Origin of the sequence: Ilumatobacter sp. (assembly GCF_039969435.1) — a bacterium.
In the GTDB taxonomy this organism is placed as follows: domain Bacteria; phylum Actinomycetota; class Acidimicrobiia; order Acidimicrobiales; family Ilumatobacteraceae; genus Ilumatobacter_A.
In genome coordinates, this window is sequence record NZ_JBDVNU010000037.1 from 70,542 (window position 1) to 91,607 (window position 21,066).

Genomic DNA, 21,066 nt, shown 5'->3' on the forward strand with positions numbered 1-21,066 from the left:
TCGTCGTGGACGGTGCCCGCGCGATCGGCGCCCACCACGGCGCGACGTCGACCCATGCGCGGTCGGCAGGCCGCGGGCAGGCGGGGACGCGTCTTGGTAGATTGTGTCGATGGATGCGTTCCCGTCGGTGGATCTCACCGGCTCCGCCCTCGAGCCCGCCGTCCGCCAGGCCCGCGGCGTGAGCGACGCAGTGACATCAGCGGCGGTGGAGATCAGCAAGGAAGCCGTGTACACCGCCGTCGGACTCGGAATCCTGGCGTACCAACGGGTCCAGGTGCGTCGCCGAGAGATCGAAAAATCGCTCCAGCGCTGAGCTGGACGACAGGCACCACGACGTGACGACCACCACTTCCGCGCCCGTCCGCCGCATGCCCGTCCCCGACGGGACCGTTCCGGTCGGGATCGCGCTGCTCATCGCCGGTGTCGCCACCTACGCCTTCCTCCGGATCGGCACGCTCGCCGTCGGCGGCGAGGACGAGTTCGCCCCGATCGTGTCGCTCTGGTTCGCCACCTTCGCACTGGCACCCGGCTTCTTCCTCCCGCTCGAGCAGGAACTCGGGCGTGCACTCGCCCACCGTCGAGCCACCGGCGACGGCACCGGGCCGGTCATCCAGAAGGTCGCACGCCTCGGGGCCGGACTCACGGCGGTCGTGGTGATCGCCATCCTCGCCGCCTCCCCGCTCATCGCAAGTGACTACTTCGACGGCGACTGGTGGATGGTCGCAGCACTGGTCGGGACCTTCGTCGCCTACGCGCCCGCCCACCTCGCTCGCGGTATCTGTTCCGGGAGCGGGCGATTCAAGGACTACGCCGTCATCATGGGCTCGGACGGGGTCGTTCGCATCCTGCTCTGCCTCGCCCTCGCCCTCGTCGGGATCAAGGCCGCGGGCGCCTACGGGTTCGCCGTCGCCCTGTCGCCCCTGTTCGCCGTCGCGTGGGTCTGGCGTCGTGGCGCGCTCCGCCCGATCATGCGCGACCGTCGCGTGGTCGGCACCGACACTCCCGCCGGATACACCCCCCTCGATGCGGCTACTTCGAGCGCGGCCGAACCCGACGACGTCGGCAGCGAGGCGACGTGGAGCGAAGTCACCCCGAATCTCGGCTGGCTCCTGCTCGGTTCGGTGTTCGCGGCCACGCTCCTCAACGCGGGTCCGATCACCGTGACCCTGCTCGCGAGCGACAACGAGGACGGATTCGTCACGACGTTCTCCTACGGCGTGCTGCTCGCACGGGTTCCGCTGTTCCTGTTCCAGGCGGTGCAGGCTGCGCTCCTGCCGGGTCTGAGTGGACTGGCGGCACGTGGTGAACTCGTCGAGTTCCGCTCGGGCATGAAGCGCCTCGCGCTCGTGGTCGTCGGGGTCGGGGCAGTCGGGACCGGCGGCGCCTTCCTCCTCGGACCGTTCGCGATCGATCTCGTCTACCAGGCGGAGTTGGGCGGGCGCACGCTGGCAGCCCTGGCACTCGCGAGCGGCATCTACATGATGGCCCTGGCCCTGGGCCAGGCCGTGATCGCGCTCCGCGGGCATGCACTGGTGGCGCTCGGTTGGGGACTCGGCGTCGCCACGTTCGTGATCGTCACCTGGCTCTCGCACGACGAGCTGTTCCGGCGCGTCGAGTACGGGCTCCTGGCGTCGTCACTCGTGGCGATGTGTTCGTTCGGGATCGCCCTCAAGTGGAAGCTCGACTCGGGGGCCGACCCCGATCCCGACTCACTCGTCGAAGCAGCGACCCTGAGCAACTGATCGATCGGGCGGCGACGGATCGGTCGATCAGCGACCCTTGGCGGCTTCGATGGCGAGGTCGTTCTCGACCATCATGTGGATCAACGTCGAGAAGTCGACCTCGGGTTCCCAACCGAGCTGCGCCTTCGCCTTCGCCGGGTCGCCGATGAGCAGATCGACCTCGGCGGGCCGGTAGAACTTCGGGTCCTGGCGGACGTACTGCTGCCAGTCGTCGATCCCGACGGCCGCGAACGACAACTCCACCAGATCCTGCACCGACTGCGTCTCACCCGTGGCCAGCACGAAGTCGTCGGGCTGGTCCTGTTGCAGCATCATCCACATGCCCTTGACGTAGTCGCCTGCGTAGCCCCAGTCGCGCTTCGCATCGAGCGTGCCCATGACCAGTTCGTGCTGGAGGCCGAGCTTGATGCGTGCTGCGGCGTTGGTGACCTTGCGGGTGACGAACTCGAGACCGCGTCGCGGTCCCTCGTGGTTGAACAGGATGCCGGAGCAGGCGAACAGGTCGTAGGACTCGCGGTAGTTCACGACGATGTCGTGACCGAACACCTTGGCGCACCCGTACGGGCTGCGCGGGTGGAACGGTGTGAGCTCGGTCTGCGGGGTCTCGCGCACCTTGCCGAACATCTCCGACGACGACGCCTGGTAGAAGCGGATCGGGTTGTTCTGGGTTCCGCCGACCATCCGGATCGCTTCGAGCATCCGCAGCACCCCGAGACCGGTGATGTTCGCGGTGAGCTCGGCCTGGGAGAACGACAGGGCGACGAAGCTGATCGCGCCGAGGTTGTAGACCTCGTCGGGCTGCGCGATCTGGAGTGCGGCCACGAGTGACGGCAGATCGGCGAGGTCGCCGGGCACGAGTTCGAGGAACGGCAGCTCCTCCTGCAGCTTGGCCGCGCGCGGATTGTTCTGACCCTTGACCATCCCGTAGACGTCGTAGCCCTTGTCGTGCAGGAACTCGGCGAGATGGAATCCGTCTTGGCCGGTGATCCCGGTGATGAAGGCACGTGGCATGGCGGGCGAGTCTATGAGGGAAGCCGGTCGACCGGGATGGACACCCGCGGGTCGTGGCACCGGCGAGCGGACGCGGCGGGCTCGGTACGCTGCACGGGTGCTCACCGTTGCGATCGATTCGGGCCCGCTGCACGGCCCGCGCAGCGGGATCGGCAACGCCGTCGACTGGACGATCAGCGCGCTGCGTGCCCCCCGATCCGACTCCGACGCGGACACCGGTCCCGGCATCGATCTCGTCCCCTACGTCACGTCGCTGCGCGCCAGGACCTCTCCGGGTGAACGGCGCCTCCCGATTCCTGCTGCTCTCGCGCACCGGCTGTGGGGCAGGACGACGAGGTGGAGGATGGACCGATTCCTCGGGCAGCCCGATGTCGTCCACGGGACGAACTACGTCGTCCCACCGTCGACGGCACCACAGGTGGTCAGCGTGTACGACTGCTGGTTCCTCGATCACCCCGACGAGGCGCACCCCGATGTCGATCGGGCGGGCAGGGTGCTGCGGCGTGCGGTCGAGCAGGGCGCGACCGTCGTGACCAGTTCGACGGCCACGTCGGATCGGGTGCGCGAGATCCTGGCGGTCGAGCCGGTCACGATCCGTCTCGGCCCACCGCTGACGCCGGCGACGACCGTCACCGACCGGCCGCCATCGGTCGAATCCGTTCTGGAGACCACACCGTTCGTGCTGTCCATCGGCACTGCCGAACGACGCAAGAACCTTCCGCGCCTGATCGACGCGTTCGCACGGCTCGGCACCGAGCACGAATCGGTCAGGCTCGTGCTCGCCGGACGCGACGGCGACGATGCGGGAGCCGTTGCCCGAGCACTCGCCCGTCTGGATCCCGCGATCCGACACCGGGTGCACCGCATGACCACGGTCGACGACGCCGCCAAGCATTGGCTCCTGCACCATGCGACCGCTCTGGCGTACCCGTCGCTCGACGAAGGCTTCGGCTTCCCGATCCTCGAAGCCCAACTCGCAGGCACGCCGGTCGTGGCGAGTTCCGCCGGATCGATCCCCGAGATCGGCGGTTCGGCAGTGCTGCTCAGCCTGCCGTCCGACGTCGATGCGCTGGCCGCCAACCTGTACTGGGTGCTCACCAGCGAGTCCCAGCGCGACCGACTGATCCGGCTCGGCAGGCGCAACGTCGAGAGATTCTCGTGGGACTCCACCGCACGCGACCTGCGCACGCTCTACCACCGACTCGCCGAGGAGGCCTGACGTGAACGACGCGACCCCCTCCTTCGATCCCCAATCCGATTCCGGATCCGCCGCCGGATCCGTCGCCGTCGTGTCGGGGGGTGTCGGTGCCGCCCGCTTCCTGCGGGGCCTCATGGACGTCGTCGACCACGAACGGATCACCGCCGTGGTGAACACCGGTGACGACACCGTGCTGCACGGTCTGGACATCTCGCCCGATCTCGACACGGTGACCTACACCCTCGCCGGGGCGATCGACCCCGAGCGCGGATGGGGGCTCGTCGACGAGTCGTGGCGTGCGATGGAGTCGCTCGAGCGGTACGCCACCGTGCGACCGGAGGGGTCGGCGGCCGCACCCCGGTGGTTCAACCTCGGCGACCAGGACCTCGCCACGCACTTCTACCGGACAGCCCGACGGCGCGAGGGCGCATCACTCACCGAGATCACCGCCGAGATCGCCAGGGCATGGGGTCTGCGACTGAACATCGTGCCGATGACCGACGATCGCTGCTCGACGGTCGTCACGCTCGCCGCGGTCGACGGCGAGGCTCCCACCGACGTGTCGTTCCAGGACTACTTCGTGCGACTGCGGCACTCCGTCGCGGTCCAGGCCGTGCGTTTCGACGGTGACGCCCGGCTCTCCGACACCGCACGCCGTGCGTTCACCGACGCCCGCACGATCGTCATCGCACCGTCGAACCCCATCGTGTCCATCGGGCCGATGCGTTCGCTGCCCGGAGTCGACGAACTCCTCGCCTCACGGCGCACCGACACCGTGGCGGTCTCGCCCATCGTCGGCGGTGCCGCGCTCAAGGGTCCGGCGGACCGGATGCTGGTCGAACTGGGCTTCGAGGCGAGCGTCGTGGGGGTCGCTCGGCTGTACGCCGACATCGCGTCGGTGCTGGTGGTCGACACCGTCGACGAACACCTGGCCGACGAGGTCGAACGAGCCGGGATGCGCTGCGTCGTCGCCCCGTCGATCATGTCCACCCCCTCCCTCGCTGCCGACCTCGCCCGCATCACCCTCGCCGCCGGTCGAACGGTGTCGGACATCGAATGACAGACCGCCTGTCAAACGGTGTCTGACACCGGATGACAGATCGACCGCTCAGAGGTGGGCGAGGCCGTCGCGGAGGTCGGTCCAGGGGGACCAGCCGAGGTGGATCCTCGCTCGTACCGGCGACACGGCGAAGCGCAGGAGTTCGTCGGAGCGCGCCAGTGCGACGTGCGGCTCGGGGCCAGCTCCACCGCTGATCGCCGACCAGAGCTCGCGCACCGTCGTCTGGGTTCCCGTGCCGATGTTGATCACGAGGCCGCTGCCACGTTCGCCCGCTCGCACCAGCGCGTCGACGGCGTCGTCGATGTAGAGGAAGTCGCGGGTCTGGCGGCCGTCACCGTCGAAGCGAGGCGGAGTGCCCTCACGGTGAGCGGCGGCGAACGCCGCCACCACCCCGCCCCGGGCGGCTTGCCGCGGCCCGTAGACCGAGGCGAGCGCCAACGCCGTGAACTCGATCATGTTCCGTTCGCGATAGGTCGACATCAGGTCGATCACGGCGCGTGCGACCACGCCCCGCACACCGCGGGGCGTCAGTTCGCCCTCCTTGGCCGGAAGCGCCGAGGTCGCCGGATGCCCGTAGAGCGACGAGGCCGGCACCGTCGCGATGACCTTCGTGACCGAGTGTTCGCGAGCCGCCTCCATCACCGCCAGCGCCGACTCGAAACCCCGTCCCTGGGCTCGCGCCGACGAGTCGTGACGCGGGAAGAGAGCGAGTTGGTACACGAGTTCCGGTCGACGCATCCCGAAGAGCGAGGCTGCGGACGAGGACAACGCGTCGATGTGGTGGATCTTGAGCGACCCGGCGGCAACCGACCCTCCGGCCTGGCGGGCCTCGGCCAGGTTGGCGAGCGTCCCGCTCGACAGGTCGTCGACGACATCGACCTCGTGGCCCTCGGCCAACAGTCGGTCGACGAGGTGGGAACCGATGAACCCCGCTCCCCCGATGACCGCGATCCGCACCGGGTCAGGCTACGGGAGTGAGCCCGTCGAGTCGGTGACGGCACGGACCGTCGTCGGCGTTCAGACCGGGGGGACGGTGTCGAACGCGACGTGGTCACCGGCTTCGACGACCCCGTCGGCACCGATGATCGCCTCGATCACGGTGGCGTCCGCCTCGATCCGACCCATCACGATCGAGGACTCGACCTGGGCTCCACGCCCGACGAAGGCGCCCGGGAGGATCACCGAATCGACGACGGTGGTCGTTCCGCCCTCGATGACCGCGCCGTCGCCGACGATGCAGTTCATCACCGTGGCACCGGGATCGACCGTGGCACCGGCGGCGATCGCCTCACAGGAGTCGTGGACGCGGCCGTGGCCGAGCAGATCGAGATTGGCGGCACGGTAGAGGTCCGGCACGCCGGCATCGATCCAGTAGTCGGTCGTGGCGACGCCGTGGATGGAGCCCGCGGCGACCAGTTCCGGGAACGTGTCGCGTTCGATCGACCACCGCTCGCCGGACGGGATGAGGTCGAGCACCGACGGTTCGAAGACGTAGGTCCCTGCGTTGATCAGGTTGCTCGGCTCGGTGCCGCGTGCCGGTTTCTCGACGAACTGGCGGATCGGACCCCGCCCGGTGCACTCCGGGTCGTCCAGCTCGACCACGCCGAAAGCGGACGGGTCGTCCACGCCGATCAGGTGCAGCGTGGCCACGGCGTTCGACGTGCGGTGCGCGTCGATCAGCTCGGCGACGTCGAGATCGGTGAGGACGTCGCCGTTCGCGACGACGAAGGTCGAGTCGATCCCGGCGACGTCGGCAGCGAAGCGGATGGCACCACCGGTGTCGAGCGGTTCGGGTTCGACCGCATAGGTGAGTTGCACGTCGCCACATCGGCCGTCGGGGAACGCCGCCATGAACGGTTCGGGCTTGAAGCCCAGCGCGAGCACGACGTCGGTGACCCCGCCTCGTGCGAGGCGGTTCACGAGACGCTCGATCATGGGCACGTGACCGATCGGCAGCATCGGCTTGGGTACGTCGTTGGTGAGCGGGCGCAGCCGCGTCCCGAAGCCTCCGACGAGGACGACGGCGTGCATCAGCCGTCGCTGGTGGGCGGCTCGGTCGCTGAGGGTTCGCTGTCGGCCGGCTCGCCTTGGACGAGGGTGTCACTGACGACGTCGGGATCGGTGCTCGCGACCTCGGGATCGGTGCTCGCGACGTCGGGATCGGTGCTCGCGACGTCGTCGACCTCCGGGCCGACGTCGTCCTGTTCGAGAGGTGCCGAGCCGACCGTGACGTCACCATCGGGGCTCACGTCGGCACCGGGGAACAGTTCGTCAGGGGTCTGCTGGTTCGCGTCGTTGAGGACGTTCTGGGCGAAGTCGATCGTCCACGGCGGCTTCTCGATGTCGGTGCCGTCGGGGACGAACGCGATGACGACGGCCATGGCGTCCCGGTCGAGCGCGACCCCGTCGAAACCGGCGATGAAGGTGGTGCCGTCGCCGGTCGAGTCGATGTTGTCCCAGCGGACCACCTGGAGGCGGCCGGTCTCGGCGTCACCGCCGTCGGTGGCGGGGCACTGGGTCTCGTCGGACTCGAAGCGGCCGTCCTCCTGGAAGCCGGCCGGGAGTTGAGCTCGCTGATCCTCCGGGAACTGAAGCACGTCGTTCGACAGCTCGACTCCGAACGTCCGCAGGAAGACACCCAGATCGGCCCGGCGGCCCACGGATGCCGAGGAGAAGGGGTGCCAGTGGATGAGCCCGTCGTCGTGGCTGTGGATCCCCGATCGGGCGTAGTCCACGTTCGTCGGGCGGCCACTGGCGTCACGGCCTTCGCCGTCACCGTTCAGCTGCACCCACTCGCCGCAGATGTAGAAACCGTAGACGTGGTGCCAGTGGTCGTTGATCGTGGGCGCCGAGGCGTCGGCGGCCGGACGGGACTGGCGGGCGTACGCGATGAGACCGAAACCGAGCACGATGACCAGTGCCACGACGACCGGGAAGAGGGTTCCGCCCTGGAACCGGACCTTCTGACCCTTGCCCTTCTGGGCGAGGCGCGCGGCCTTCTTGGTGGATGACGAGGAGGTTGCCACAGGCAGCGAGGCTAGCGGTGAGCGGCCGGGTTCAGAGTTCAGCCCCGCTGCTGTGCGCGCGGAACCGCACGTGGTGACACGAGGTCGGCGACCAGTTCGCTGTAGGCCCGACCCACGGCCGCGGGAGATGCGTTGGCCACCGCCCATGCCCGTCCGCGTCGCCCCATCGCCGCCGTTCCGTCGGGATCGGCCAACATCTCGACGAGCGCTGCGACGAAGGCGTCGAGGTCGTCGGGGACCACGGCGACGCCACCACCCGACTCCTGGAGGATCCTCGGGACCGCCGTGTCGGGATCGATGGCGGCGAGGACGGGCCGACCGGCCGCCATGATCGAGTACGTCTTCGACGGCACCGACACACGACCGAGTCCGGCTTTGAGCGGGACGACGTGGATGTCGCCCGTCGCCAGCAGCTCGCCGAGGAGGTCGGGGGCGATGTAGCCGCGGAACGTGACGTTGGGCAGGTCGGTCGCCGAGGCTTCGAGCGAGGTCCGGGCGGCGCCGTCGCCGTTCACGAGGAACTGCACGTCGGGCAACGCCCGGGCGGCACCGAGGACCAGCTCGAGCGACTGCGAGAAACCGACGTTGCCTCCGTAGAGGACCACCGGTCCTTCCCCCAATGCCAACTCGGAGCGGTACGACGTGAGGCGGTCCAGGGGGGCGATCGCCTCGGTGTCGACGAAGTTGGGGATCTCGTGGACACGATCCGCCCGACGCGCCGGGAGTTTGGCCCGCACGTTGTCGCCGAGGTCGCTCGACAGCACCGTCACCGCGTCGGCCGACCGGTAGCTCACCCGTTCGAGCCATCGGGCAGCGCCGATGACGTAGCGGTTGGTGATCGCGCCGGTCTCGATCGCGGCATCGGGGAACACGTCCTGGATGTTGAACACGAGCGGCGCCCGGCGCATCGTCGCCACGACCCGACCGGTCAGGCCGAGGGTCAACGGCGGCGACATGGCGATCACCGCTTCCGCGCGCCGGAACCATCCTCCGGCACGCAGACCCTGGATGCCGGCGAGCACCGAGTAGCCGATGAAGCCGACCGCTCGCCGCACGAGGTTCGACTTGTCGTCGCCCGGGAACGGATGGACGCGCGTGATCGAACCCCACGGGGTGTCCTCCCGGCGGATCCACGACCCCGTCCACCCCTCCTCGATCGAGTGCGTGCGGTACCAGGGCAGGGCCGTCACGACGTGGACGCGATGGCCGAGCGCGACGAGCTCGCCGACGATGCGGGTCATGACGGTGCCCGTCGGCGCGTTGTCCGGTGCGAAGTGCGGACAGATCACGACCACCCCGACGTCGGGGCGTCGGCGACCCATCAGTGCCCGGCCGCCAGTCGGTAGGCGTGGGCGAGTCCCTCCCCCGACTTCACGGCCGTGAACGTGGCCGCCCGCCGTTGACCCGCTCGGCGCATGGCGTCGCCGTCGGCATCGACCCGGTCCAGTGCGTCCGCCCAGGCCTCGCCGTCGAGCGGCAGCACGAGGCCGGCGTCACCGACGACCTCCACGAGCGCCGCCTGATCGGAGCACACGACCGGCGTGCCGAGCGCCATCGCCTCGACCACCGGGGCACCGAACCCCTCGTACTGGCTGGGGAAGACGAGGGCGTGAGCCAGGCGGATCAAGCCGTCACGGTCGTCGTCGCTGACCCGCCCGGGGCGGATCACCCGGTCCCCCAACTTCCGTTTCACGATGGCGCGCCCGACGGCCGCGTCGGCGAGCCCACGTCCCCCGAGCAGCACGAGCCGGAGTTCGGGGTCCTTCCAGTGCTCGGCCATCACGTCGAGGAGGAACTCGTGGCCCTTGTGCGGGTGGGTGATGGCCGGCAGGACGAGCACGCGACCGCTGCCCAGCCCGTAGTCCCGCCGGAGCTCGAACTCGGTGCGGGCGCCGCTGCCGATGTCGGGCTCGACGCCGTGACACACCACCACGACCCGTTCCGGGTCGACGTCGAACCGGTCGACCACGGTGGACCGGACGTACTCGGTCGGGACCGCGATGACCGACGCGCGCGCCACCGACCGTGGCATGACGGCTCGCAGGTACCGCAGCTTCGCCGCGCTCACGTACTCCGGATACGTCTCGTACTGCAGGTCGTGGATGGTCAGCACGATCGGCCCCCCACCCACCTTCGGGACGGTTCCGCCGCCGTGGTGCACCAGGTCGGCCGATCGGGTCCGACGAGCGAGCCACGTGTGTTCCGCCAGCACCCGCCGTTTGCGGTCGTGGCCGGTGATGCTCGCCGTGACCATCGGGTAGAGATGCGCAAGTTCGGGGTGGGCGTCGACGAACGACGGCACGCAGTAGATCGTCGGGACGAAACCGGCCGGCTGCGCGGCGAGGCCGACCAGTTGTCGGACGAGGTACTGCTCGGATCCGCCGACGTCACCAGGCACGCACCACAGCAGGTTGACCGCGACGTCGGTGGCGGACAGGCTCGACGTGTCGAACACGCTGGCGACGGGGAGGTTGCTCATGAATCCGTCTCACTGTACGCAGCCTCGCGGTAGACGGCGAGGGTGGTCCGTGCCGCTTGCTCCCAGGTGAGCTCGCTCGCCCGCGCCCTGCCCGGACCGGCGAGTTCGTCGCGGCGCCGAAGGGCCTCGGCGAGACCGCGGGCGATGTCGCCGACGTCGAAGGGGTCGACGAGGACGGCGGCACCACCCGCCACCTCCTCGGTGGACGTGCCGCGACTGGTGACGACGGCGGTGCCCTGCGCCATCGCTTCGATCACCGGGAGGCCGAATCCCTCGTGCTCACTGGGGTACGCCATGACCGACGCCGCTGCGAAGATCCCGCGGAGGTCGGTGTCGGACACCGACCCGAGGAAACGGACACGGGGGTCGTCGACGCCGGACCGCACGTCGCCCCACCCGTCGGCACCGACCACGATCAGCGGGAGATCGAGGCCGTCCGAGCGCGCCGCCGACATCGCTTCGACCAGACGGCTCAGGTTCTTGCGGGGCTCCAACGTGCCGACGAACAGGACGAACTCGTCGGGCAGTCCGTGGTTCGCTCTCGCCGTGTCGATCTCGTCGGCGGTCGCCGGTGTGGCATCGACTCCGAGCGGCACGAGTCGGAGCCGGCCCGGGTCGAAGCCGTGTGCGACGCAGTCGTCGAACGTGGACCGGCTGGAACAGATGACGAGTCGGGCACGTCGCCGGGTGGTCTCGATGCTGCGCTTCATCAGCATCGCTCCACGTCGCGAGAACTTCTCGGGCGTGTGCAGGAAGGCGAGGTCGTGCACGGTGACCACGAGTGGCGCCGCAGTGCCCGCCGGGATCAGCCCGGTGGCGTGGACGACGTCGACGTGGCCAGTGACCGATTCGACCCTGGGCCAGTTGAGGCGGGTCCATCCGGCGTAGAGCATCCGACGCCCCAGCGGCAGCATCGCGACCGGGGCAGGCGGTACGTAGAGGTCGCTCGGGGCAGCCGGGTGCTTTCCCGCCACGAGTCGCAGGTCGACCTCGTCGGCGAACTCGGGGTTCGACAGGAACTCACGGGCGACCCGCAGCGCGGCGACCGCGGTTCCCCCGGGGACCCGGTGCCACGACTGCTCGACGGTGTACGCGACCCGGAGCGCTGCCTTCGTGTCGACGGTGTCCACCTGCCCCAGTGTCGCACCACGTGCTCCGCTCGCGGGTGACCCGTCCGGACGATCAGACGATCAGACGATCGAGGCGGCGCGGGCGGCATCGCGATAGGCAACCGCGAGCGAGTCGACGGTCTCGTGTGCGTTGAGCCCACTCGGGTTCGGCACGATCCACAGTCGTGAGCCCTCGAATCCGTCGGGATGCTCACCCATGACCGCCTTCGGCTCACCGAAGGCCGTGCGGTACGCCGTGATCCCGGCGACGGCCACGACGTCGGGTCGATGGCATCGCACGAAGGCTCGCAGGACCTCACCGCCGTCGACGAGTTCCTGCTTCGTCAACTCGGACGCCTTGGCGGTCGCCCGATGTGCGACGTTCGTGATGCCGATGCCGCGATCGATCAGATGCGCTCGGTCCTCCGCCGACATCCCGACACCCCGGTCGATCTCGCGCTCGATGATCCCGGCCTGCAACAGCGCCGGGTAGAAGCGATTGCCCGGATAGGCGAAGTGGGTCTTCGTGGCGGCGGTCCAGAGGCCGGGGTTGATCCCGACGAAAAGCAGACGACAGCCCGGCCCGATGAGATCGTCGACGGTGGCGCCGACGAACGACTCGAGTTCCGAGCGTGTGAAGCCCATGGTCCGTCAGATCACCATCGTCGTTCGGCTCGCATCTCCGACCGGACGGTATCGGCCGACGAAACTCGTGCCGATCACGAGGCGGGACGACTGCGATGATGTTGCATGGCATCGTCGCACTGGCCGCTGTTCGACCTCGAGGTCCGCACGCCGCTGCTCACGCTGCGCTACCCGGACGACGACCTCCTCGTCGAGATGCTCGACGTCGCCGCCGCCGGCATCCACGACGACGACTTCATGCCGTTCTCCGTTCCGTGGACCAGGCTCGAGGCGCCACAACTGCACTCCGAGGCGCTCCGATTCCACTGGCGAAGTCGAGCCGAGGCCCGACGCGACTCGTTCCGCCTGCCCCTGGCGGTGATCGTCGACGGAGAGGTGGTCGGCGCATCGGACCTCATGGCCGACGAGTTCCCCGTGTTGCGTCAGGTGACCACCGGGTCGTGGCTCGGGCGTCCGTTCCAGGGGCGCGGACTCGGCAAGGAGATGCGTCTGGCCACGCTGACACTCGGATTCGACGGCTTCGGAGCCGAGGTCGCGACCACCGGGTTCTGGCACGACAACGGCCCGTCGCAGGGCGTGACGCGTTCGCTCGGCTACCGATACCAAGGTACCCGCAGAGCCGTCCGCGAGGGTGTGGCGACGGACCTGGTCGGCTACGAGATGGACAGCACACACTTCGCGACTCTGCGCCGGGACGACATCACCCTGCACGGAGTCGAACCGGCGCTCGATCTCCTCGGCCTGCTCGATCTCGTGCGCTGATCCGTCAGAGGCGAGCGGCGAGTTCGACGAGGGGCTCGCGGTAGTGGCGCAGCGGCGAGTGACCCGTCGCGGCCCAACGGTCGTTCGCGAGTTCGCTGTTCGCCGGACGAGGCGCCGGTCGGGGCGGGTCGAGTTCATCCGTCGAGATCGGGCTGACCATCGAACGGTCGTGGCCCGACGCATCGAGGATGTCGCCGACGAACTCGTACCAGCTGACGGCCCCTGCGTTGGTCAGGTGGAACACGCCGCCGATCCGTTCGTCCGCGAGCCGAACCAGTGCCGGTGCCAGGTCGGCCGTGAACGTGGGGCAGCCGCGCTGATCGTCGACGAAGGACATCGGCGCCCCGGTCGACGCCAGGCGACGCACCAGCTTGACCATGTTGCTGCCGTGTTCGCCACACACCCAGGACGTGCGCACGATCGTGCCGCCGTCACCGAGGACGTCGGTGACCGCCGCTTCCCCCGCGAGCTTGGATCGCCCGTAGACGGACTGCGGATTCGTGGCGTCGTCCTCCCGGTAGGCGCGGTCGAGCATGCCGTCGAACACGTAGTCGGTGCTGATGTGGACGAGGTGGGCCCCGGCGGTGGAACACGCCTCGGCGAGTGTGCGAACGGCGTGTTCGTTCACCTGGTGTGCGTGTTCGACGTTCGTCTCGCACGCGTCGACGGCGGTGTACGCAGCGCAGTTGACCACTGCGGCCGGGCGCAGCTCGGACATCACCTCGTGGACAACCGTAACTTCGCCGATGTCGAGGCCCGCCCGATCGAGCCCCACCACGGAGCGTCCCGCCCCCTCCAGAGCCAGCACGACGTCGCGGCCGAGTTGCCCTCGCGCACCGGTCACCAGGATCCTCGACGAGTCGGACACGGCGGCCGACAGTACCTCGCAACCGTCACCACTCCGTCGCATGAGGCGGTCGGGCCGTCCCATCAGTCCGCCCACCATCGACCACGCACGACTCCGGGAGCCGCACCCGAGAGTTGGTCCTCCGGGAGCCGAACGGACTGAACGTCAGGCCAGCCTGACACCGCAGCGCATCACGTCAGGCCAGGCTGACATTCTGGTACACGGGTCCGGGGAACCGAGCGCTTCCGACGCGCGGCGTGATCGTCGACCGGAACCGCGCGACCCACCGGGCCACCTACCCTGTCCGGCCATGAAGGGCATCGTTCTCGCCGGCGGCACCGGCTCGCGTCTCCACCCGGTCACCCTGGGGACCTCGAAGCAACTCCTCCCCGTCTACGACAAGCCGATGATCTACTACCCCCTGTCCGTGCACATGCTCGCCGGGCTGCGTGAGGTGCTGATCATCACCACGCCGGAGGACCGGCCCGCCTTCGAACGACTGCTCGGCGACGGCAGCCAGTGGGGTCTGCAGCTCGGCTACGCCGTCCAACCCCGACCCGAGGGCCTCGCCCAGGCGTTCGTGATCGGAGCCGACTTCCTCGACGGGCACGGCGCCTCGCTGGTGCTCGGCGACAATCTGTTCTACGGCGCAGGGCTGTCCGACGCCGTCCGATCGGCGGCGACCCGACCGGTGGGTGCCACCGTCTTCGGCTACCACGTGAAGGATCCCGAGCGGTACGGCATCGTGGAGCTCGACGACGACGGCGTGGCGCTGTCGATCGAGGAGAAGCCCGAGAACCCACGCTCGCACTGGGCCGTGACCGGGCTGTACTACTTCGACGAGCACGTCGTCGAGGCCGCAGCCGAGGTCCGCCCATCGCCTCGCGGCGAACTGGAGATCACCTCGGTGATCGACTGGTACCTGCAGCGCGGCGAACTGCGGGTCACCCAACTCGACCGTGGCTACGCATGGCTCGACACGGGCACCTTCGACTCGATGGTCGAGGCGTCGGAGTTCGTCCGGGTGATCCAACATCGCCAGAACCGCCAGATCGCCTGCCTCGAGGAGATCGCCTGGGAGCACGGCTGGATCGACGACGACGCGATGCGATCCGCCGGCGTGGCGATGGAGAAGAACACCTACGGGCAGTACCTGCTCGAACGCCTCGATGGAGCATCGCGATGACCGCCGACCCCGTCGCGGGCGACCCGCTCAAGATCCTGGTCACCGGCGGCAAGGGCTTCATCGGGTCGGCGGTGGTCCGGCACCTGATCGGGCACACCGACCACGAGGTCGTCAACGTCGACAAGATGACGTACGCGGCAACGCATGGCAGCACGCAGGCCGCATCCGACAGCCCGCGTCACACGTTCGAGCAGGCCGACATCTGCGACGTGGACCGGATCACGTCGGTGTTCGTCGAACACGCACCCGACGTCGTGATGCACCTCGCGGCCGAATCGCACGTGGACCGCTCGATCGACGGACCCGGCGCGTTCGTCCAGACCAACCTCATCGGCACCTACACGATGCTCGAAGCCTCCCGGGTCGCCGGAGTGCAGCGGTTCCACCACATCTCCACCGACGAGGTGTTCGGGTCGCTCGGCCCGGACGACCCGGGCTTCACCGAGACCACACCGTACGACCCGCGATCGCCCTACTCGGCCAGCAAGGCCGGGTCGGACCACCTGGTGCGCGCCTGGGGCGAGACGTACGGACTTCCCGTGCTGGTGACGAACTGCTCCAACAACTACGGCCCTTTCCACTTCCCCGAGAAGCTGATCCCGCTGGTCATCATCCGGGCCCTGTTCGGTGAGCCGTTGCCGGTGTACGGCGACGGTCAGCAGATCCGCGACTGGCTCCACGTGGAGGACCACGCCGCAGCGCTGGTCACGGTCGTCGAGCGCGGTGTGCCCGGCGAGACGTACAACATCGGCGGCAAGTCGGAGCAGACGAATCTCACGGTGGTGCAATCGATCTGCGACCTCGTCGACGAGTTGGCGCCGCCGCTCGCGTCCGGCGAGCCACGACGCTCCCTGATCACCTTCGTCGCGGACCGGCCGGGTCACGATCGACGGTACGCGATCGATCAGCGCAAGATCCAGCGCGACCTCGGGTGGGAACCGACCCACACGTTCGACACGGGTCTGCGCGCCACGGTGCAGTGGTACCTCGACAACGAGGACTGGTGGGGGCCGCTGCGTGCCGGCGGCGCCAACGACCGACGCGGGCTCGGAGGCTGACGACATGGAGTTCATCCCGACCGAGATCCCCGACGTCGTCGAAGTCGTCCCCGTCCGTCGCGGTGACGCCCGGGGATGGTTCACCGAGGCCTATCGCCGCGACCTGTTCGCCGACGCCGGCCTCGCACTCGACTTCGTCCAGGACAACGAGTCCTTCTCGGCGACGCCGGGCACGATCCGCGGTTTGCACTACCAACTCCCGCCCTTCGCGCAGGACAAGCTCGTGCGCGTACTCCGCGGCTCGATCTTCGACGTGGCCGTCGACATCCGTCGCGACTCGCCGACCTTCGGCCGACACGTCACGCGCACGCTCAGCGCCGACGCCGGCAACCAGCTGCTGGTTCCGGCAGGGTTCGCCCACGGGTTCGCGACGCTGACGGCCGACGTGCACGTGACGTACAAGGTGACCGCTCCGTACGCCGCCGACACCGAGCGGTCGATCCGCTGGGACGACGCCGACCTCGCGATCGCCTGGCCGAACGTCGTCGACGGCGTGGACGGAACCGACGCGCCGACCCTGTCGGACAAGGACGCCGTGGCGCCGAGGTTCGCCGATCAGCCCGACATGTTCTGAACGACGGACGAGCCCGTTGCGGATCCGATGCCCTGGTGCACGGCGGCCTCGACGAGGAAGGCCGTCCACGTGACGATCCCCATGAACTTGAACACGCTCACCACGTCGTCGGTCGTCCACAACGAGAAGCCGACCCGCTCGGCCACGATCGAACCGGCGAGCAGCACGCAGGCGGTTCCCAGCACCCACCACAGGTTCCGGACGATCGTTGAGCGTCCGGCGACCATCGCAGCGACCGTGACCACGCCGTACACGACGAACACGACCTTCTCGTCGACTCCCACCGTGTCGGGAATCAGTTCCTCGTGCCACAGGAACGCGTCGTCGGCGGCGAGCCACGCGGTGATCACGCCCATCGCAGCGAAGAACCCAGCACCCGGTCGGCCTCGACGCAGGTGGAGCAGTGCGGCGAGCAACGATCCGACCGCCCCGAACGCCCAGATCGCCAAGCCGAGGTCGGAGAGCAGACCCGCATACCAGTCGTCGACGACGGCTCGGCTCGACTCGCCCGTGAAGATCCCGAAGGCGATGTCACGGGACGCCGACACGTAGATCACGATCGCCAGCGCGATCGCCGCGATCGCGACTCCGGCCACCACTCCGGCGGCCACTCGCCAGGTGCGGCGGTCGGGCAACATCGTCGGAATCGTGGGTGCCACGACGTCGCCCCGTCCCCGAATCCGGCGCTCAGCCCGGGATCGTCGTGGGCGGGACGGGCAGGGCGCCGAATCCGCGGAAGTAGTCGAGCACGGCGGTGTTCTCCGGCGTGTCGAGTGCGAGCAGCACCGAGTTGCCGTCGATGTTCGCCCCCTCGGCCTGCAGCGTGAAGGTGTTCAGCCCGGTGGCGAACGCCTTCTTCAACGTGCCAGCTGCGGAGATCGGGTCGAGGTTCGGGTCGAGGACCAACGACTGGCCCGCCGCGTCGAGGAGGCCGCGCACGACCGACGGGTCCCCGGCCAACTTGTTGAGCGCTTCGTCGACGGCGATCCTCAGGAAGTTCTGCTGGCGCAGCACCCGACCGAGGTCGGCCGTCGGCTCCTTGCGCCAGTCACCGTCGCGCAGCTCCTCGTAGTTTCGTCCTCGGGCGTACGCCAACGCCTGGGCACCGTCGAGTCGGTTGCATCCCGGTGGTTGCGCCAGGCCGCTCCCCGTGTCACGCGTCTCGAACTCGAAGCAGATCGTGACCCCGCCGATCGCCTCGACCAGGGACTCGAAACCGACGAAGTTGATGTCGACGACGTGGTTGATCGGGATGCCGTACTCGGCGGTGATCGTGGCGGCGAGCACGTCGGCACCACGGTTGTAGGCGGCGTTGATGCGCTGCTGGCGGCCGGTGTCCGCGTGCGTGACCCAGAGGTCGCGGTTGAGACTCAGGATCGCCGCTCCGTTGCCGTCCTCCTCCTGGCGCAGGATCATGATCGTGTCGCTGCGGCGGCCCGAGACGTCGCCGACGACCGCAGCGTCGGGGGCATTCGGGTCCACGCCCTCACGGCTGTCCGAACCGATCAGCAGGTAGTTGACCGCCGGCCCGTCGACGGGCGCCAGTTCCTCGACGTCGAAGTCCTCGAACTGGGCGATGTCACCGGTCGACCGCTCGAATGCGGAGATCGCGCCCACCGAGCCGCTCGCCGCGACGACGACGGCGAACAGGATGCCGAGCGGCGCAGAGGTGCGTCGACGGGGACGGTCCCGCGTCGAGTCGTGCGAACCGGCATTCGTTTCGTACATCAGGACGACGCTAGACCCAGCTCGGGTGGGTCACTGGTCAATCGTGGGAGTTCGCAGGTGCACGATGTCACCCACGTCGATCGCACGAACCTGCCCCGGCGAGCCTGTATCGGTGGCCTCCCGCACGAGGAGTCGACCCGAATCGTCGATTCCCTCGGCGACGCCGACCACGTCGTCGCCGGCCGGCAGTTGGATCCGCACCGTCCGCCCGAGCGTGTGCAGGCGTTCCACGTACCGCCTCTGCCGCTCGTCTCGGCAACGGAGGAGGTGTGCATCGAGTTCCGTCAGCATCACGTCGAGGAACTCCGCCGGCTCGACGTCGACGCCGAGATCGCGTGAGAGGCAGGCCGCGGCGTCGGGGGCCCACCCGATGTTGATGCCGATCCCGACGACGATCTCGCCACCCGACGACCGCTGCGCCAACACACCGGCGAGCTTCGCGTCGCCGAGCAGCACGTCGTTGGGCCACTTCAGCCCGGCTCGCGACGATTCCTCGGAGCGTTCACCTCCGGGAGCGAGGCGGTCGACCGCGAGAACCGCTGCGAGCCCGACCGCCTGGGTGAGCTCGACGGGTCGGACCACCGCCGATACGCCGCCCGGTGTCGAGGCCTCCGAGGCAAAACACAGCGAGGCGAGCAGATTCGCCCCTGGCGGCGCGTCCCAACGACGGTCCAGACGACCGCGTCCGGCGGTCTGGTGATCGGCTCGCAGGACCGTGCGCGCCAGGGTCTCGCCGCGTTCGAGGCCCGCCAGGACATCGGCGTTCGTGCTCCCCGTCTCGGCGACCGTTCTCACCGTCCAACCGTGACGCTCGGGCGCGGTCGGACGGCGAATGCCTGCTCGGTCGGTCATGGCCTCTACATTTGCAGCCGTGCTGAAGAAGATCCTGATCGCCAACCGAGGCGAAATCGCCGTCCGAGTCATCCGCGCCGCGCGCGAGATGGGAATCCAGACGGTCGCCGTCTATTCCGAACTCGACCGCGAATCGCTCCACGTCCGACTCGCCGACGAGGCCTACGCACTCGGTGGCACCACCGCCGCCGAGAGCTACATCGACCAGGACAAGCTGCTCGACGCGATCCGCACCAGCGGGGCCGACGCGGTGCACCCGGGATACGGATTCTTCAGCGAGAACCCCGACTTCGCTCGCGCCGTCGCTGCGCTCGGTGTCGAGTTCATCGGACCGCCGCCCGAGGCGATGGACGAGATGTCCGACAAGGTGTCGAGCCGCCAAGCCGCGGTGCGCGGCGGCGCCCCGATCGTTCCCGGGATGACCGAGTTCGCCACCGGACCCGACGACGTGCGGTCCTTCGGCGACGAGTTCGGTTGGCCGGCGGTCATCAAGGCCGCCTTCGGTGGCGGCGGTCGCGGGATGAAGATCGTGCAGTCCGCCGCCGAGGTCGACGACGCGTACGCGTCGGCGCAGCGCGAGGCGAAGAGCTTCTTCGGGCGTGACGAGGTGTACGTCGAGCGCTACCTCACCTGGCCGCGCCACGTGGAGATCCAGCTCGTGGGCGACAAGCAGGGCAACTGTGTGTGGATCTCGAGTCGTGACTGCTCCGCACAGCGCCGCCACCAGAAGCTGATCGAGGAGGCCCCCGCACCCGATCTGCCCGACGGACTGGAAGCCGCGATGGGCGAAGCGGCGGTCAAGGCCGCGCAGGCGGTCGGCTACTACGGCGCCGGCACGGTCGAGTTCATCTACCAGGACGGCGAGTTCTTCTTCCTGGAGATGAACACACGTCTGCAGGTGGAGCACCCGGTGAGCGAGATGATCACCGACATCGACCTCGTCGAATGGCAGATCCGTGTCGCCGCAGGCGAGGAACTCCCGATGACGCAGGCCGAGGTCGACGCGGCACGCCGAGGCCATTCGATCGAGATCCGCATCAACGCCGAGGATCCTGCCGGTGGCAAGTTCCTCCCCTCCCCCGGGCCGATCACCAAGTTGGTCCCGCCGGACGGCTTCGGTGTCCGTTTCGACACCGGATACATGTCCGGCGACGAGGTCAGCCAGTTCTACGACAACCTGGTCGGCAAGCTCGTCGTGTGGGGACGCACCCGCGAGGTCGCCATCGCGCGCACGATCCGGGCCCTCGACGAACTGGTCGTCGAAGGAGTCGCCACCACGATCCCCGCCGACATGGCGATCCTGAAGCACCCCGACTTCGCGGCGATGACCCACTCGACCAAGTGGGTCGAGGAGACGCTCGACCTCACCGGCGTCACCGGCAAGGCCGAATCCACCGCTCCCGAGCAGACCGACGACGACGCACCCGACCTGGTCCGTCGCAACACGACCGTCGAGGTCAACGGCAAACGCTTCGACGTGTCGATGTGGGTGCCGGATCAGCCCGTCGTCGCCGCAGGCGCAGCGCCGGTGAAGAAGCGCGAGAAGCGTGCGGCATCGGCCGGCGGTGGCGGCGCCGCATCCGGCTCGATCGAGGCGCCGATGCAGGGCACCATCGTGAAGGTCCTCGTGGAGGTCGGCCAGGCCGTCGAAGCCGGGACGGGGCTGCTCGTACTGGAGGCGATGAAGATGGAGAACCAGATCAACGCCGAGACCTCGGGCACGGTCAAGGAGATCCGGGTCGCCGCCGGTGACACGGTCGGCGGTGGCGACGTCCTCGCCGTCATCGAG

The 21,066-nt window shown here is 68.9% G+C and carries 21 protein-coding genes; 9 read left to right on the plus strand and 12 right to left on the minus strand.

Annotated elements, in window-relative coordinates:
• Positions 1–109: 109 nt before the first annotated feature.
• Both ABJK40_RS21130 and ABJK40_RS21135 read left to right on the plus strand, forming a co-directional pair.
• Positions 110–313 (plus strand): hypothetical protein, encoded by a 204-nt coding sequence (locus ABJK40_RS21130; RefSeq protein ID WP_348478246.1) that lies wholly within the window; start codon positions 110–112, stop codon positions 311–313.
• Positions 314–335: 22 nt separating this feature from the next.
• Positions 336–1,742 carry a hypothetical protein gene (locus ABJK40_RS21135; protein WP_348478248.1) on the plus strand — a complete coding sequence of 469 codons (1,407 nt, stop codon included), beginning with the start codon at positions 336–338 and terminating at the stop codon, positions 1,740–1,742.
• A 27-nt stretch (positions 1,743–1,769) separates the two neighbouring features.
• Here ABJK40_RS21135 and ABJK40_RS21140 read toward each other — a convergent pair whose 3' ends face one another.
• A complete protein-coding gene (locus tag ABJK40_RS21140) occupies positions 1,770–2,753 on the minus strand; it encodes a GDP-mannose 4,6-dehydratase (RefSeq protein ID WP_348478250.1) in 984 nt (327 codons plus the stop codon).
• Positions 2,754–2,850: 97 nt separating this feature from the next.
• On the opposite strand from ABJK40_RS21140, the gene ABJK40_RS21145 reads away from it, so the two are divergent.
• Both ABJK40_RS21145 and cofD read left to right on the plus strand, forming a co-directional pair.
• Positions 2,851–3,972 (plus strand): glycosyltransferase family 1 protein, encoded by a 1,122-nt coding sequence (locus tag ABJK40_RS21145; protein ID WP_348478251.1) that lies wholly within the window; start codon positions 2,851–2,853, stop codon positions 3,970–3,972.
• A gap of 1 nt (position 3,973) precedes the next feature.
• Complete coding sequence (cofD, locus tag ABJK40_RS21150; RefSeq protein ID WP_348478252.1) at positions 3,974–5,011, plus strand: 2-phospho-L-lactate transferase; 1,038 nt, start codon at positions 3,974–3,976, stop codon at positions 5,009–5,011.
• A 48-nt stretch (positions 5,012–5,059) separates the two neighbouring features.
• Here cofD and ABJK40_RS21155 read toward each other — a convergent pair whose 3' ends face one another.
• The 7 genes from ABJK40_RS21155 to ABJK40_RS21185 all read right to left on the minus strand — a co-directional run bounded on the left by ABJK40_RS21155 (position 5,060) and on the right by ABJK40_RS21185 (position 12,270).
• The gene (locus ABJK40_RS21155) at positions 5,060–5,968 is read right to left on the minus strand and encodes an NAD-dependent epimerase/dehydratase family protein (protein WP_348478253.1); all 909 of its coding nucleotides are present in this window, start codon (positions 5,966–5,968) and stop codon (positions 5,060–5,062) included.
• 60 nt (positions 5,969–6,028) lie between these two features.
• The gene (locus ABJK40_RS21160) at positions 6,029–7,042 is read right to left on the minus strand and encodes an NDP-sugar synthase (RefSeq protein ID WP_348478254.1); all 1,014 of its coding nucleotides are present in this window, start codon (positions 7,040–7,042) and stop codon (positions 6,029–6,031) included.
• A complete protein-coding gene (locus ABJK40_RS21165; protein WP_348478255.1) occupies positions 7,042–8,037 on the minus strand; it encodes a hypothetical protein in 996 nt (331 codons plus the stop codon). Before ABJK40_RS21165 ends, ABJK40_RS21160 begins: the two co-directional genes overlap by 1 nt.
• A gap of 38 nt (positions 8,038–8,075) precedes the next feature.
• Positions 8,076–9,278 carry a glycosyltransferase family 4 protein gene (locus ABJK40_RS21170; protein WP_348478256.1) on the minus strand — a complete coding sequence of 401 codons (1,203 nt, stop codon included), beginning with the start codon at positions 9,276–9,278 and terminating at the stop codon, positions 8,076–8,078.
• 80 nt (positions 9,279–9,358) lie between these two features.
• Entirely contained in the window at positions 9,359–10,516 is a 1,158-nt protein-coding gene (locus ABJK40_RS21175) for a glycosyltransferase family 1 protein (RefSeq protein ID WP_348478258.1), read from the minus strand.
• On the minus strand, positions 10,513–11,646 hold the full coding sequence (locus tag ABJK40_RS21180; RefSeq protein WP_348478259.1) for a glycosyltransferase family 1 protein: 1,134 nt from the start codon (positions 11,644–11,646) through the stop codon (positions 10,513–10,515). The genes ABJK40_RS21175 and ABJK40_RS21180 overlap by 4 nt, the downstream gene beginning before the upstream one ends.
• A gap of 60 nt (positions 11,647–11,706) precedes the next feature.
• Positions 11,707–12,270: a mismatch-specific DNA-glycosylase gene (locus ABJK40_RS21185; protein ID WP_348478260.1), complete on the minus strand. Its 564-nt coding sequence runs from the start codon at positions 12,268–12,270 to the stop codon at positions 11,707–11,709.
• 105 nt (positions 12,271–12,375) lie between these two features.
• Here ABJK40_RS21185 and ABJK40_RS21190 point away from each other — a divergent pair, with 105 nt between their 5' ends.
• Entirely contained in the window at positions 12,376–13,032 is a 657-nt protein-coding gene (locus ABJK40_RS21190; RefSeq protein WP_348478262.1) for a GNAT family protein, read from the plus strand.
• A 4-nt stretch (positions 13,033–13,036) separates the two neighbouring features.
• Here ABJK40_RS21190 and rfbD read toward each other — a convergent pair whose 3' ends face one another.
• The gene (gene rfbD, locus ABJK40_RS21195) at positions 13,037–13,900 is read right to left on the minus strand and encodes a dTDP-4-dehydrorhamnose reductase (RefSeq protein ID WP_348478263.1); all 864 of its coding nucleotides are present in this window, start codon (positions 13,898–13,900) and stop codon (positions 13,037–13,039) included.
• A 289-nt stretch (positions 13,901–14,189) separates the two neighbouring features.
• Between rfbD and rfbA the strand changes: the two genes are divergently transcribed.
• The 3 genes from rfbA to rfbC are packed head-to-tail and all read left to right on the plus strand — an operon-like array spanning position 14,190 to position 16,697.
• Positions 14,190–15,065, plus strand: a complete 876-nt coding sequence (rfbA, locus tag ABJK40_RS21200; RefSeq protein ID WP_348478264.1) for a glucose-1-phosphate thymidylyltransferase RfbA — start codon at positions 14,190–14,192, stop codon at positions 15,063–15,065.
• The gene (rfbB, locus tag ABJK40_RS21205; protein ID WP_348478266.1) at positions 15,062–16,123 is read left to right on the plus strand and encodes a dTDP-glucose 4,6-dehydratase; all 1,062 of its coding nucleotides are present in this window, start codon (positions 15,062–15,064) and stop codon (positions 16,121–16,123) included. Before rfbA ends, rfbB begins: the two co-directional genes overlap by 4 nt.
• 4 nt (positions 16,124–16,127) lie before the next feature.
• Positions 16,128–16,697, plus strand: coding sequence for a dTDP-4-dehydrorhamnose 3,5-epimerase (gene rfbC, locus ABJK40_RS21210; RefSeq protein ID WP_348478267.1), 570 nt, complete (start codon positions 16,128–16,130; stop codon positions 16,695–16,697).
• Here the strand turns inward: rfbC and ABJK40_RS21215 are convergent.
• The 3 genes from ABJK40_RS21215 to ABJK40_RS21225 are packed head-to-tail and all read right to left on the minus strand — an operon-like array spanning position 16,679 to position 19,277.
• Positions 16,679–17,335: a hypothetical protein gene (locus ABJK40_RS21215; RefSeq protein WP_348478268.1), complete on the minus strand. Its 657-nt coding sequence runs from the start codon at positions 17,333–17,335 to the stop codon at positions 16,679–16,681. The two genes, rfbC and ABJK40_RS21215, sit on opposite strands and share 19 nt — an antisense overlap.
• A 49-nt stretch (positions 17,336–17,384) precedes the next feature.
• Complete coding sequence (locus ABJK40_RS21220; protein ID WP_348478269.1) at positions 17,385–18,425, minus strand: LCP family protein; 1,041 nt, start codon at positions 18,423–18,425, stop codon at positions 17,385–17,387.
• A 30-nt stretch (positions 18,426–18,455) separates the two neighbouring features.
• Positions 18,456–19,277: a biotin--[acetyl-CoA-carboxylase] ligase gene (locus ABJK40_RS21225; RefSeq protein ID WP_348478270.1), complete on the minus strand. Its 822-nt coding sequence runs from the start codon at positions 19,275–19,277 to the stop codon at positions 18,456–18,458.
• A gap of 19 nt (positions 19,278–19,296) precedes the next feature.
• Between ABJK40_RS21225 and ABJK40_RS21230 the strand changes: the two genes are divergently transcribed.
• Positions 19,297–21,066: biotin carboxylase N-terminal domain-containing protein (locus ABJK40_RS21230; protein WP_348478271.1), on the plus strand; the 1,770-nt coding region annotated here is incomplete at its 3' end.